Genomic DNA, 14,865 nt, shown 5'->3' on the forward strand with positions numbered 1-14,865 from the left:
CAACAGCCCCATTATTATATTTATCCAAAATGAAAATCTGTCCGATTTTCTATGGAGTTATTACATTCACGTGAGGAAGTGTATCTGTTATATTACTGTCCCTGGAAAAAGTCTCTGTATGATGTGTGCTGGTCAAGACCAAGTGCACCACCATCAAGCATGTAGAAATCCTGATCGGAAGCGTTGAAAACCATAACAAACTTTCTGTCGTTAATTCTTAGGATACGCTTAGGTGTGCAGAATACTTTTCCATGTAAGGAAATGAATACAGGATTCTCAGGCATTGTGAAGCCTTCCTTTACATCAAATGTAACACCGGCTTCGGAAATTCCTGTAGGAAGAGTAATATGAAAACCACCAACAATGTTTGCTCCAAGTTTGGAAGCAATCTTCTGAGCTGTTCCTGTATAAACAGGATTAACATGAGAGATAATTGCTGTCATTCCGGTTTCATCATCACGGCTCTGCTTAACATCGCCAACACCTGTGGAAACAGGAATGAAAGTATCTGCCTCTACAAATTCAGCGCCGAGAACGGCATTGTTCTCAACTTCACCCGGAACAATTCTGTCAGGGCAAAGGGGAGCAGCACTGGCTGAAATTGTAAGTGCGCAAAACATTGTTGTTGCCATAAGTACAGAAATAATTTTCTTCATTTACGTTACCTCCTAATAATTAGAATAGTTTAAATGATGGAACTACTTCAACTGAGAACCATCATAACCGAAACTAATAAAAATTCGATATAAACCATATAAAGTTTTTATTAAACACCCATCGCGTAATTTCCGTTTTTATCGCAGCTGACGCATGTATTTATTCTTAGGATAAATACATATACTGTATTCATGTATGATTTAATAACGATTAAAGATTTACTTTATATAATATTTAGAATCATCATGTATACTTAAAATAGTGTATTAACTGTATGGTACGTAAATGTTTCTGTGAGGAGGTATATCATGAGTAACGATTCATTAAAAAAAGCAGGCTCATCGCCAAAGGCAATAAGTGCGAAGATTTCATTGTTGTTTGTGGCGATGCTCCTTATCACTATTCTGGTAGCTGAGGGAATCACTTTTTCTCTGGGCTATTCTATGATCAAAGATCTTATTTACAATTCTCTGCAAAATGAAGTCTCTGTTGATGCAAATAAAGTAAACAGAGAGCTTAATTCTACATTCTACTACCTGAATGGTGTAGCAGATGCGATTGAACAGAACGAGTTTGCTTCAAATGAAGATATAATGGAATACCTTGCGGGAACAGTTGGAAGGTATACCCTTCTTCCGACCGGAACTTATGTAATGCTAAATGATAAGACTTTTATTTATCCTGCTGATCCAACTTATAAAATAGAAGACTGTACAGAGAACGTCATGTATAAGGAAGCCATGACATACACTAACAGCTGGTTCTATTACTATGATGTTCCGTATTTTGATAAGGTCACCGGAGGCCTCTGCGCATCAGTTATCAGACATGTTCATCTTAAGGACGGCCGTGAAGGTGCATTTGCCGCAGACATGTTTTTATCAAGTGTTCAGGAGGACCTGGGCAGTGTTCAGTTATACCAGACAGGTGGCGCAATGATGATCACAGCTAAAGGACTTCTTCTTACATATAAGAATGCTGAACTTTGTGGCAGTAACATATCTGATGTTACTGATGATCCATTCCTTACTGCTATTGGCAGTTATGTAGCCGAAGAATCAGGAAAAGATGTTCATGAAGTAGCTAATATGAAAGTAGGAGGAGACAATTATTATGTGGTTGCTTCTCAGGTAAGTGGAACAGACTGGTTTGTAATTACTTATGCTAAGCAAAAAGAAGTGCTCTCAGCCCTGTTCAGACTTGTTGCTATCCTTGTTTGTGTAACAGTGGTTGCAATAGCTGCTGTAATTATAATAATGAATATAGTACTTAAAAAGCTGATCAAGAATCCTGTTACAAGTCTTACTGGAAATATTGAAAAGATCTCAGGCGGTGACTTTACCGTTAATATTTCATCAAACGGAAATGATGAAATTGCTTACATGAACAATGCCATGGGTGATTTTGTAAATGGTATGAGAACGTCTCTTAGTGAGATTAAAGATGTATCAGGAAGGCTTCTGGGAGATGCACAAAACTCCAAGAATACGGCTGAAGATCTGGAAGGTGCGGCCAATGAACAGTCTGCCAGCATGAATCAGATTCGCGAAAATATCGAGAACATGGCCCAGGCTGTTAATGATGTTGCAGAAAATGCTACAATTCTGGCTCAGACTGTTGCTAGTGTAACAGATCAGGAACAGCATATAGAAGAAACCATGAATGAGCTTGTTGCAAAGGCTGATTCCGGTCAGCATGAGATGGCTGATGTAGCAAATGAAATGAATGATATAGTTGATTCCATGAAGGATATGGCAGATGCTGTTTCAAGTGTTGATGAGGCTGCTGATAAGATCAACCAGATCATTGACCTGATCAATTCTATTTCTTCTCAGACGAATCTCTTGTCTCTTAATGCCAGCATTGAAGCTGCAAGAGCAGGTGAAGCAGGAAAAGGTTTTGCTGTTGTTGCACAGGAGATTGGACAATTAGCTCAGAATTCAGCAGATGCAACAAAACAGATTGGTGATATTATCAAAGATATGTCAGCCAGAGTGCAGCAGCTTTCTGACAAGTCAGAAGCCAATACTCAGCTGATCAATTCCAGTGCTGAATCTATTAACAATGCAGCTACTACATTCAGGGAAATTACGCAGCAGTTGTCAGATGCCAATGAAATTCTTACTACGATGGCCGGCCAAATGGAGAAGGTTAATGATGTAGCAACAAATATGGCTTCAGTTTCAGAAGAGCAGTCAGCTTCAACTCAGGAGATTGCGAACAATGTTGATAGAGTAACGGAAGCTGCAAAGGGAGTTGCGACATCCTCAGAGCTGGTTGCAAATGCAGCATCTTCAGTATCTGAAGCTGTTGATACTATCAATGGAAACCTCGATAGATTTACGATTTCGTGACTTTAATGTCAGGCCTTGTATTGTCGATTTTGTTAATGGTTGTGTTATGAAAAAGAGAGACTGGTTCAGAGTAAATACTGAATACAACGTATAACACAAAATATAATAGAGCCACTTTGAAAAAATGTATTTCAAAGTGGCTTTAGCTTTTGTCAGAAAAATGTGAAAGGAGCTTTTGCATGAGAAATAGTGGAAAGTTTACGAATAGAGATATTGGAGATGCTATTGCTTCTTTCAATCATTATGCCGGGCAGAATGGAATAGAGGATAGAGACCGCATTGTAACCGGGGTGTATCTTGAAGAGATTCTGTTTTTATATATGGAAAAACTGGGTGCTGATAAATCTTTTACTATAAAGACATCTAAATCCACTGAAAACATATTTTTAAAGCTTGAAATACCGGGAGAGAATCTGAATCCGTCAGATTTTCAGAGTGAAATACTACAAGGGCTTGAGAAAAAACATACTATGAAACCTGAATGGACATATAATTCAGGTCGCAATCAGATTGTCTTTACTGTGCCGATGTATCATTCCACCGGGAAAAATCTTAAGTTCGCCTGGACATACGTAAGCCGCTACAAAGCGATGTTCTTCTTTGCTGTTATTTGTCAGTGGCTAAGTATAGCAATGAGCATTATCGCGCCAATATTATCTGCAAAGGTAATCGTAGCATATACAGAATCGAATTTGAAACAGGTGGTTCTTGCAGCAGCTGCTATTTTAGCTGTCGATATTGTAACAGATGCAACTCTTTATCTTTGTAATACAAGATATAACATTATTTATGCCAGACTTTTATCAGATATAGAAAATGATTTAACTAAAGCCAGTTTAAAAATCAAAAATGCATGCATCGAGGCTAAGGGCGGAGGCTTGTTCATACAACGTCTCACTGGAGATACTGACACATTGGCAACAGGATTTAATACTATAGTGGACCAGCTATCACAGATTTTTAATTATCTGGGTATTTTGATTGCTATGTTTGTCATAAGTCCACTTGTTTTTGCGATTGTGGTTGCGATACTTGCGTGTCAGATAGCCACGGAGTTCATCCGTACCAGACGTATGTTTGAGGATGACAGAATTTATCGCAATGCACGTGAGAGACTGTCAGGATTCATTTCTGAGATGGTCCATGGAGTTACTGATATCAAATCTTTAAACAGTGAAGATGCTTTTTGCACAGAACTTCAGAGACGCGTTGAAGACACTAACAGTAGTCATATGCATCTTATGCTAAGGAACTGGAGATTTAAACTCATTCGCTGGGGCTTTGGCGATACAGGGAAAATGATTTTCACCTGTATGCTTGCTGCTTTTATTGCAACCGGTTATTTTGCTCCGGCCATAGCACTTGTCCTGTTCAACTATTACCAGCAGCTTGGGGCATCAGCAGTGCTCATTTTGGGACAGTTTCTTGAATTTCTGAAAAGCTTTGACCTTTCAGCAGAACGCATAAACGCAATTATAAGTTCGCCGGAATTCCCCAAGGATGAGTTTGGAAATACTCATCTTGATTTAGTGCGTGGAAACATAAGATTTGATAATGTCAGTTTTGCTTATGAATCTTCTGATCCAACAATAAAGTCAAAAAAGATTGTAAGGAATATGAATTTTGAAGTTTCTGCTGGTTCTATGGTTGCACTTGTCGGAAAAAGTGGTTGCGGAAAAACTACCGTGTTTAAGCTGGTCTGCAAGCTTGTAGAAGCCGGGAGCGGTGCCATCTTTTTGGATGACAATGACATGAGTACTCTGGACAAGGATTCCATCAGGGGTAGTATAGCGGTTGTAAACCAGAGTCCCTATTTTTTTCATATGACTATCCGCGAAAACCTAAGCATTGCCAAGCCTGATCTTACAGAAGATGAAATGAAGGAAGTATGTAAGAAAGTATGTATGTTTGATGATATTGAAGCGATGCCATTAAAATATGACTCTTTAATAGGGGAAGGCGGAGTGAATCTGTCAGGCGGGCAAAGGCAGCGTCTTGCCATAGCCAGGTGTCTTCTTAAAGATTCTCCGATAATACTTCTGGATGAAGCGACATCAGCTCTTGATAATATGACTCAGATGAGAATACAGGAAACTCTTGATAACATCAGAAAGGAAAGAACTATATTTGTAATAGCACATCGCTTATCAACAGTAATTGGGGCTGACAAGATCATGTTTATGGAGGATGGCAGAATACTTGATGAAGGAACACATGCCACGCTGATGGAGCGCTGTGAGTCCTATAGAGAACTGTACGAAGCGGAGGAATAGAAGCTGTATGGGAAAGAATAAAGAAAAAAGAAAAATAATAATATACAAATGCTATTCTTCTGCTGTGAATTATATTCATGATATCAGAATGCTTGGATATGAGCCGGTTCTTTTGGAACCTTTTATAGAAGACGAAGCAAAGCGTATAGAGATGCATGATGATTATACCTCTAACTATAAATTCAATGGAGATATTTGCCCAGAAGTAATTATGGAAAAGCCGACCTACGAAGAGGCTCTTGAAATGATAAAGGAGATAAATCCTATTTTGATTCTTCCGGGAGCAGATAATGCGCTTTGGCTATGCATGAAGGTGTCCGGCGATTTGGGACTTAAAAGCAATTCTTTGGAAAACTACATGCCAATGCGCGATAAATACCATATGCAAAAGGCTCTTAAGGAGGCAGACCTTAAAAGCATGGATACTGTAATACTTCATTCAGAGGATGAAGCACTCTCTTTTTTTATTTCCCATAAAGGTAAAAAAGTGGTACTAAAGCCTACTGAGGGTGCGGCTACAGCCGGAGTGCATATTTGTGATTCGGCAGAACAGGTAAAAGTGGTTTATAAGGTTCTTGAAAAGCTTATAAATGACCGGGAGCGGGACGGGGAAACCGTTGTCGGACAGGTTTTTTATGAAGGTCCTGAATACGCTATAGATACAATATCCTGCGAAGGAAATCACGTTGTTCTATATGGCTGGAAATATAAAAAGAAAGTAATTCCATTATTTGGAACTATTTATGATCAAACAATATACATATCACCGGATAAGGAGGAATATACAGAAATAATAGAGTATGTCTTTAATGTCCTTGATGCGATAGGTATAAAATATGGAGCGGTGCATACGGAAGTGATCGTTACAGATGATGGACCGGTACTTGTAGAAGTGAATTGTCGTCCGGGAGGAGGTTTCCAAAAATATACTTATCAGGACAAAATCATGTTTGAACATGAAACAAAAGTATCACTTGATTCCTATCTTATGGAGCCTTGTGATTTTCTGAAAAAATATCCTGAAAAGATGCCTTTGAAACAGCCGGGCATCCAGAAAGATATTATTTTGGACCGAGATATTTATGTGGAGAAAGTAACAATAACAGAGGCTTGCAGGAATCTTCCATCATTTGAGTATGCGATTGATAATGGGGCGCAGCTGCATTATGCCAAAACGATAGACTTTGAAACAAATGGAGGGACTATTTTTCTGACAGACAGTGACGAAAGACAGATACAAAAAGACCTGGAATATATTTACGATCTTGAGAAGAATCACCTTGAACTATTATATCAGTATAGAGATATTTAGAGAGCTGATTACCGTAAGCGCCCGTCCTCCAGGACCATTTTTTTTCAATGATAAGTGATGGAAAAGCAGTAGGCGGAGTTGTAATTAAGGTAAGTGGAATGTTCAGATTCCAAAAAGTGATCAGATAGAAAAACAGACATAGATAAAACGCGGTTTATAGGAAGGCTAATCCAAATAGATATAGGATTGGCCTTTTTTATATGCGAGTAATTAGATGAATATCGAAATAATATTGACAACTTAAATTTACTTATGCAAAAATAATATAAAATAATTAGATGGATATCTAAAAGAATATAGACTGGAGAATAGACATGAATCAAAATACTATTGAGAAAATGATAAACGCCTTGAAGATAGCTGCTGACGACATAGTCCTGATCAATTATTGGAGTGAGGGAGATGACAGTGACCTTAAATTGTTTGAAAACGAGTTAAATAGTAAAGGAATAAAATACAAGACGCTGAGTTTCACAGAGGAATACCTTATAGAGCTTGTGGGTAAAGGTACTGAAAATATAGATGACAGCTTTTTTGAGCCGGTTAAAGATTGTACAATGGTCATAGATACTCTTCAAAGACCTGCCGGAATGCCGCCAAGGGGACTTGAAAAAGATAAATATGCAGATTTTTCTATGGTTCTTAGATCACTTTTTTCATTCATGAGCAGTCACGAAAAGCTTATTCAGATCACTATGCCATCGCAGACTAATGCTGCACTTGCAGGAGAAGACTATGAAGAATATAAGGTCAGGATGGAAAAGGCTTTGAACATTGATTACGAAGCACTTGCTTTAGAATGCCAGAAGAAGATCGATAGCTTTACTTCAAATATCATAACAATAAGGACCGGTGAAGATAGTACACTTGTTATGGATGTTACCGGAAGAGAGTGGATCATTGATGCGGGGGAAGGCGCTTTTCCATGCGGTGAGATTTATATAGCGCCATTAGAAGATAAGACAAACGGAACAATTTTTTATAAGAATTTGTTTATAGAAGATGTCGGTTCTTTTGACAATATAACAATAACTATAAAAAACGGAAGAGTAACCGATTCTGACTGTGACGCATTTAATGAGCTTCTTTCCGTACAGGAAGAAGAGGCAAGGGTAGTTGGAGAGCTTGGAATCGGCATGAATCCGGCCGTTACATATTCCGGAAAAGGTGCTGCTCTTGACGAGGATGCACTTGGAACATTTCATATTGGACTTGGAATGAACTATTTGTTTGGAGGAACTAATAAGACCAGGTTCCATATGGATTTTGTGAATGTTGGGGTAATTCTGTAAAATTGGAAATCATTTGCTATTTGATGAAATAACAAAAAGGACTAATATGATGGAAAAAAGGATTAAAGAACTAAAAGAATTTATGGAGAATGAAAAGCAGAAAACACAGTCCCGGATAGATTTTCTTATTGCTGATGACAGAGAGGATGAAGCCAGAGCATATCGGGCAGCTCTTAATATTTATGATGTTTTTTCATCACTCATAGATGTTCCCTTTAAGCAGGCAGCAGGAGATGAGAAGGTTTTCAAAGATGGTTTTAAAAAGCTATCTGTTAATGTACCCACGCAATGGAAAAATTCCTTGGCTAAAGCAAAAGAGCATAATGATGCAGAAAAGATCATGATTGAAGAAGCCAAGCTTAAAGTAGCTGACAGCATTATCGAGAAATTTGATGAATTGTTTTAAAACGGGAGGTAGTCATGACAGATAAGGAAGCAATTGCTTTTTTTAAATGTCTTGCAGATAAATCAAGATTGTCCATATTAAAGTCACTTATGGTTGAAGACATGTACGTTGAGCGTCTTGCAGAGCGTCTTGAACTGACCTCTGCCACAGTTTCTTTTCACCTGAAAAAACTTGAAGATGCCGGAGCTGTTAGGTCTTACAAAGATCAGTACTATACTATGTATTCTATCAACAAGGAGCTTTTTGAGGTTAATATCATTGATATCTTAAGTGAAAAGACATCTGAAAGTGAACTGCAAAAAGAGCGTGACGATGCATACCGCAAAAAGGTTATTGATGCTTTCTTTGAATACGGCAAGCTTAAAGCTATTCCCAGTCAGCGCAAGAAAGAAAAGATTGTTCTTGAAGAAATTGGGAAAGCATTTAAGAAGGGCAAAAAATATACGGAGAAAGAAGTGAATCTGATCATCGCTGATTTCCATGATGACTTTTGTACTATCAGGAGGGATATGGTTGCAGAAGGAATTTTGGAGAGAAAAGACGGGGTGTATATTCTCAATAGAGAGAAGGATTGATTCATATCATGCCAGAAGATATATAGAGGATTGTATTAATGAGCATTGGAATGGAAATGATGATGCGGATAAAAAAATCAGAGGTTATTACGACCAGATAAAGGACAAACAGCATTCAAGCAGTGGTAATTCGCTAATAATGATCGACATCTGCGCGGATCAGTTCTTGTTTAGCGATGAGGATATTGCAGCGTGTGTCGATTTAGATGCGTATGTGATTGGCCCTGTAGAATGGGAGCTTGCCTTCCTTCATTACCAGGTTGAAGATTGGAATGAATTCAAGGCGGGATATGAGACGTATTGTGAAATGCCGTCGTTTGATGAAGTTAGTAAATTGTTCTTTTTGCTTATGGCACTCAGTTCATACGATAACAAAGCAGCAATTGATGGGTATTGGGCTGCCTTATTAGAGGAATGACTATGAAGATAGAGCTTATTGATAATATACTGACTCCGGAGGATTTTGTAAAGGAAAATGGTAAATAGCTCATTTATAGAAGGTTTGATAGAAAATAACATGCGCTTTCTGGCAGATAATAATATTCAGTTAAATGTCTGTCCAAGTAGCAATGTGATACTTGGCTTCGCCAAAGATTATGAGCAACATCCTATAAAGATGCTTGTCGAGAACGGTGTAGAAGTGACTCTCAATACCGATGACCTTTTGATCTTTAACAGCTCCATAGAGAATGAATATCTTTTGCTGTATAAGGCTGGAACCTTATCAGTAGATCAGTTGGAAGAGATAAGACTCAGGGGATTGAGTGGAAGAAGATGATTGGAATAAAAGAAAGCACCTCGGTGGAATGTGGGAAGCTACAGCTGAAATGTTTGAGAAAGTAAAAAAGCTATTTGGTTTATAATAGATTGAAGTGATTTGAAATGGGTAAGAAAAAGGTTGAACATGTGGTGTTTGATGGAATGAGAAAGATAAAAAAGAAAGTCAATATCAACCAATATAACACGCAAACAAAAATGAAAATAATGGGACAGACGGATAAGCAGAGTGTCCAGCAACATCCGTTTCCCCCACTTTATGATAAGGATTCCAAGGTGTTGATACTAGGGAGCTTTCCATCTGTTAAATCCAGAGAAATGAAGTTTTTCTATGGCCATCCGCAAAACAGATTCTGGAAGGTGATTGCAAGTATTTTTGATCAGGAGAATCCGACTTCAATTGAAGAAAAGAAGAAATTGATTCTCGATAATCATCTTGCACTTTGGGATGTGATTGCTGAATGCGAAATATCGGGTTCATCTGATGCGAGCATTAAAAATGCAAAAGCTAATGATTTAAGCGAAATCATAAATAATTCAAAGATTCAGAAGATAATCGTAAATGGGAAAACAGCTGAACGACTGTATATCAAGTATATTGAACCGGTGACGGGGATAAAAGCAGTGGTGCTTCCATCCACCAGTCCGGCAAATGCAGCGTGGAGTTTGGAAAGACTTGTGGATGTATGGAAATCTGAAATAAAGAATTAAAAATCGAGGAAAAAAATAATGATAAATGTACTATTCGTCTGCCATGGGAGTCTACCAACAAAAAGGTAGAACTGGCTTGTTTTAGGCGTTTGAATGGATTTATACATCAATTTTGCACCCCACTTGCACCTTTTAAAATGAACTATAAAATCGGCTCTAATATGGCAAATATGAATATGTAATTGATTAGTAAATTGACTTTCGGGTAAGGGGGAGTATAATTTAAGTAAGGAAATCTTACCAAAGGAGGAAAGAGTATGAGTATGATTACAGAAGTAACATCTGTTTCTTCAAAAGGTCAGGTGGTTTTACCTAAAAATATTAGAGATGCACTTTCTTTAGATACAGGAAGTAAACTTATCGTAGTTACTGATGGCGATAATATACTTTTAAAGCCTATTGTTGCGCCAAATCTAAGTGAATTCGACGAATTGATGAAAGAATCTCAGAAATGGGCGAAAGAAGTTGGTATGACAGAGTCCGATATAGATGAAGCTATTACTGCTGTCAGGAAAAGGAGAAAATCCTGATGCGAGTTGTAATTGATACAAATGTTGTTGCTTCTGCTATTTTCTTTGGAGGAAAACCTAAGGAAATAATTGATAAGCTGATGCTAAACAATATTGATGCTTATGCATCTGCGGAGATTCTTGAAGAGTATTCAGAAACTGTAGAATACCTTAAAGAAAAATTTCCTGGCAAAAAGCCAAAGATACCTCTTATAGAGATTGAGTCTAAGTGCAATGTAATCGAGGTGCATTCGAAGGTGGATGTTTGCAGAGATCCTGATGATAACAAATTCATTGAATGTGCGCTTGATTCAAAATGTTATTACATAGTTAGTGGTGATAAAGATCTTCTCACAGTTGAGAAATATAATAAGAAATCTTCAGGATGAAAATTCAAATCTCAAAAAGCTATTAGATGAAAATAACATTTCCTACAGTGCAGATGCAAGCTGATATAGTTCCTATGGAGAACGCCTGGTATTATAGTTAGGTGAAAAAGTAAACTAGGTCAAAAAAATGAAATAATCATAGGTTTAGGATAAAGTATCATTTGCATAAACAAATCGGGAACAATCTTAAATTATAATAAATAAATATACGTTACATTGAATTGTGTAAAATTCCTTGCTATTCTGTATTTGCATTAGATTGCAAGGAGGTTTTTATGCATAAATATTTACTATCAGTTCTTCTTTCAGCTATTTTAGTCATAGTCTCCGTTACAGGATGTGGGAAAAGCATTAAAAATGAGAATGACACATCTATTACTGAAGCCTCTAATGAACTCCCTAGTGGCAATGTAAGTCTTAGAGTATGGGGAGCAGATGAGGATGCAGATCTTGTTAATCAAATTATAAGCAGCTTTACATCTCAATATGCAGGGCAAGCCACCTTTAATATTACCTTTGAGGCTCACAGTGAAGCTAATTGTAAGGATGATATTTTGGGGGATGTTATAAATGCTCCTGATGTCTTTACTTTCGCAGATGATCAGCTGATGGCGTTTGTGGCATCAGGTGTGCTAAAAAAGGTGTCGAACGACTCCGAGATTTCTTCAAGAAATCTTACTGCAGCAAGTGAAGCCGCTTCCATTAATGGAAGCTTATATGCTTATCCACTAACTGCAGATAATGGTTATTTCCTTTTTTATAATAAAAAATATCTAAGTGAAGAGGACGTTCAGACCATGGATAGCCTGTTGGCGGCAGCAAATAAGGCAGGAAAACAGGTTTTCATGGAGATGACTTCCGGATGGTATATGTATTCATTCTTCGGCAATACTGATATGGAAATAGGTCTTAATGACGATGGAATCTCTACTTACTGTAACTGGAATGCAACCTATACAGACATTACCGGTGTTGATGTTGCTGAAGCAATGATAAAGATAGGCACGAATCCGGCTTTTGCAGCGACCAGTAATGATGGCTTTACTGCCGGAGCTGCAGATGGGACTTTTGTGGCCGGAGTAAGCGGCGTGTGGGATGAAAACGCTATTAAAGAGGCCTGGGGCGATGATTATGCTGCTACCAAGCTTCCGACTTATACTGTAAAGGGCCAGCAGCTACAGATGTCCAGCTATGCCGGGTACAAGCTTGTTGGCGTTAACTCTTATTCGGAAAATGCATCCTGGGCAGCTAAATTTGCAGACTGGATGACAAATGAACAGAATCAGACACTGAGATTTACAATGAGAGGCCAGGGCCCTTCGAATACTAATGCTTCTTCCTCAGGAGAAGTGGGAGAGTCAAAATCAATCAAGGCACTTCAGGAGCAGGCTCCGTATTCAAGTCTTCAGCGTGTTGGTGGAACCTATTGGGGCGCGGCAACTACTTTTGGAGAAGCTATGAGTGCAGGAAACCCTTCCGGTAAGAGTCTTCAGGTACTTCTAAATGAAATGGTAACAGAAATTACAGGCGAGGAATCAAACGGCAGCCTTGATGAGAGTGAAGCCGTTGAAGAAGTAGTTGAGGCTTCTACAGAAGCTTCATCAGGAGAAGATGCAGCTACAGATGCTTCATCAGAAGACATCGCTACAGATGCTGCATCTGAAGAAACCTCTGAGGCTGCATCAGAAGCCAATTCTGGTTCAAGTGTGAATTAAGCAGGAGGTTGAAGCAATGAAAAAAACGAGTATAAGAGTAAAAATATTGGTTCCGGTTCTACTCCTTTTTGTGATCTCGGTAATGTCAAACGTTCTTGCTATCAATAACCTTAGAAAAGTTAATGATATGGCTTCTGTGATCGCAGATAATTATCTTGGAGCAATAACGGAGTTAGATACTATAGGGCAGACTACCAAGAATATCCACACCCTTGCTCTTTCGCACATAGTTGCAACGGACTTTGAGACTATGACTGGTGTTGTAGCTCAGATTGATGATCAGGAGAAGGCTCTTGATGAGTACATTAAGAGTTATCAGAAGTATATAGATACAAATACAGCTGATGCTTATCAGAATATGATAACAGATTACCAAAGCTTTAAAGAGTCGGTAATGATTCTTCTTGCGCAGAGCGCAAATCAGAAAACAAAAGATGCTTATAGCACTGCCAATGGACTGGTTGCAGACAGTTCAAAGAAGTTAAATGATGATATTGACACGATCATTACTTCATATAAAGATTATGCTTCCAGCGAAAGACATCTTTTGACAATGGGATTTAATATGGCTATTGTATCAGGATTAGCAGTCCTGATAATTAGTGTGATAGCACTTGCAATAGCTATATACATGGTAGCCAAACATGTTATCAGACCTGTAATAAAGGCTGAAGCAGAGCTTAGAGAAATTATAGACGGAATAAACAATCGTGAAGGAGATCTTACAAAGCGAGTATCTATAAGCTCTCACGATGAGATAGGAACATTAACGCAGGGAATCAATTCCTTTATAGAACTTCTTCAGAATATATTTACTACTATTACCAGTAATTCAGAATCAATGGATAAAGTGGTCAGTGATGTTCTTGGAAGTGTACAGACTTCAAATAGCAGTGCTTCAGATCTTTCTGCTTTAACAGAAGAACTCTCTGCGACAATGCAAGAAGTTGCCAATAACGCTTCGACGATCAACAGTAATACAGAGGCTGTCAGGGCAGAGGTCGATGAAATGGCAGAAAAGAGCCGCAAGATCAGTGAATATTCAAAGACGATGAAAGAGCATGCGGACGAGATGGAGCATAATGCCAAAGCGAATATGGATGAGACCAATGCTAAGGTTAATGAAATCCTGTTAGCTCTGAATCAGGCCATTGCCGATAGCCAGAGTGTAGACCAGGTTAATTCTCTGACGGATGAGATTATGAGTATTGCAAGTCAGACTAACCTTCTTTCTCTTAATGCCTCTATAGAAGCTGCGAGGGCAGGAGAAGCAGGAAAGGGCTTTGCAGTTGTAGCCGGAGAAATAGGTAGTCTTGCAGAAAATAGCCGCCAGACAGCAGGAAATATCCAGAAAATAAACTCTGTTGTATTAAGTGCTGTTCATAATCTTTCGGACAGTGCAAATGACCTTGTTGCATATATGCAGAATTCCATTCTTCCAGATTTTTCCAAGTTTGTAGAGGATGGCGAAAAATATAGAGATAATGCTAACTATATTGAATCTGTAATGGCTGACTTTACAGAAAAGACAGATGGCTTCAAGGAAACCTTCGACGAAATTGCAGAGTCAATAGGAAGCATAACAAATGCTATCGATGAAGGTGTAAAGGGAGTTTCCTCAGCAGCTGAAAGTACTCAGACTTTGGTAAGTGATATGGACAATATTACAAAGAGAATGGATGAGAATCAGCGAATTGTAAGTGAGCTTGATGACGAAACAGCTATCTTCACAAAGATATAAATAATATCAGAGCTATATTTTGTCATTTATAATGGTGGTCTGCACTTTATGTAGCTGCAGACTGCCTTTGAGGATGATCGTACGCCTTTAGAAAAAAAGTATCCGGAGTTTATAACTATAAAATTGAACGATGGTCATATCACCATGGAAAATT

14 protein-coding genes are annotated in these 14,865 nt (G+C 38.3%); 13 read left to right on the top strand and 1 reads right to left on the bottom strand.

The features are described 5' to 3' along the window. Positions 1 to 92: 92 nt before the first annotated feature. Positions 93 to 656 carry a hypothetical protein gene (locus ACHCNF_RS00075; protein ID WP_408070765.1) on the bottom strand — a complete coding sequence of 188 codons (564 nt, stop codon included), beginning with the start codon at positions 654 to 656 and terminating at the stop codon, positions 93 to 95. Between the two features lie 309 nt (positions 657 to 965). On the opposite strand from ACHCNF_RS00075, the gene ACHCNF_RS00080 reads away from it, so the two are divergent. The 13 genes from ACHCNF_RS00080 to ACHCNF_RS00140 all read left to right on the top strand — a co-directional run bounded on the left by ACHCNF_RS00080 (position 966) and on the right by ACHCNF_RS00140 (position 14,711). After that, on the top strand, positions 966 to 3,011 hold the full coding sequence (locus ACHCNF_RS00080) for a methyl-accepting chemotaxis protein (RefSeq protein WP_408070766.1): 2,046 nt from the start codon (positions 966 to 968) through the stop codon (positions 3,009 to 3,011). Between the two features lie 179 nt (positions 3,012 to 3,190). Next, entirely contained in the window at positions 3,191 to 5,284 is a 2,094-nt protein-coding gene (locus ACHCNF_RS00085) for an ABC transporter ATP-binding protein (protein ID WP_408070767.1), read from the top strand. A gap of 7 nt (positions 5,285 to 5,291) precedes the next feature. Further along, positions 5,292 to 6,596, top strand: coding sequence for an ATP-grasp domain-containing protein (locus tag ACHCNF_RS00090; protein ID WP_408070768.1), 1,305 nt, complete (start codon positions 5,292 to 5,294; stop codon positions 6,594 to 6,596). 314 nt (positions 6,597 to 6,910) lie between these two features. After that, complete coding sequence (locus ACHCNF_RS00095) at positions 6,911 to 7,888, top strand: aminopeptidase (RefSeq protein WP_408070769.1); 978 nt, start codon at positions 6,911 to 6,913, stop codon at positions 7,886 to 7,888. Between the two features lie 46 nt (positions 7,889 to 7,934). Next, entirely contained in the window at positions 7,935 to 8,294 is a 360-nt protein-coding gene (locus tag ACHCNF_RS00100; RefSeq protein WP_408070770.1) for a hypothetical protein, read from the top strand. Between the two features lie 14 nt (positions 8,295 to 8,308). Then, positions 8,309 to 8,869 (top strand): DUF2087 domain-containing protein, encoded by a 561-nt coding sequence (locus ACHCNF_RS00105; RefSeq protein ID WP_408070771.1) that lies wholly within the window; start codon positions 8,309 to 8,311, stop codon positions 8,867 to 8,869. Further along, entirely contained in the window at positions 8,808 to 9,287 is a 480-nt protein-coding gene (locus ACHCNF_RS00110; RefSeq protein WP_408070772.1) for a hypothetical protein, read from the top strand. Before ACHCNF_RS00105 ends, ACHCNF_RS00110 begins: the two co-directional genes overlap by 62 nt. Before the next feature lie 84 nt (positions 9,288 to 9,371). Beyond that, positions 9,372 to 9,647 carry an amidohydrolase family protein gene (locus ACHCNF_RS00115; protein ID WP_408070773.1) on the top strand — a complete coding sequence of 92 codons (276 nt, stop codon included), beginning with the start codon at positions 9,372 to 9,374 and terminating at the stop codon, positions 9,645 to 9,647. A 104-nt stretch (positions 9,648 to 9,751) separates the two neighbouring features. Further along, a complete protein-coding gene (locus ACHCNF_RS00120; RefSeq protein ID WP_408070774.1) occupies positions 9,752 to 10,357 on the top strand; it encodes a DNA-deoxyinosine glycosylase in 606 nt (201 codons plus the stop codon). Positions 10,358 to 10,614: 257 nt separating this feature from the next. Further along, positions 10,615 to 10,887, top strand: coding sequence for an AbrB/MazE/SpoVT family DNA-binding domain-containing protein (locus tag ACHCNF_RS00125; RefSeq protein WP_091820660.1), 273 nt, complete (start codon positions 10,615 to 10,617; stop codon positions 10,885 to 10,887). Continuing rightward, complete coding sequence (locus tag ACHCNF_RS00130; protein ID WP_091820659.1) at positions 10,887 to 11,255, top strand: putative toxin-antitoxin system toxin component, PIN family; 369 nt, start codon at positions 10,887 to 10,889, stop codon at positions 11,253 to 11,255. The genes ACHCNF_RS00125 and ACHCNF_RS00130 overlap by 1 nt, the downstream gene beginning before the upstream one ends. Before the next feature lie 275 nt (positions 11,256 to 11,530). After that, positions 11,531 to 12,970, top strand: coding sequence for an extracellular solute-binding protein (locus ACHCNF_RS00135; RefSeq protein WP_408070775.1), 1,440 nt, complete (start codon positions 11,531 to 11,533; stop codon positions 12,968 to 12,970). 16 nt (positions 12,971 to 12,986) lie between these two features. Continuing rightward, positions 12,987 to 14,711 (top strand): methyl-accepting chemotaxis protein, encoded by a 1,725-nt coding sequence (locus tag ACHCNF_RS00140; protein ID WP_408070776.1) that lies wholly within the window; start codon positions 12,987 to 12,989, stop codon positions 14,709 to 14,711. Positions 14,712 to 14,865: the final 154 nt, after the last annotated feature.

This window comes from Butyrivibrio sp. NATIVEDY162 (assembly GCF_045999815.1).
Lineage (GTDB): Bacteria > Bacillota > Clostridia > Lachnospirales > Lachnospiraceae > Butyrivibrio.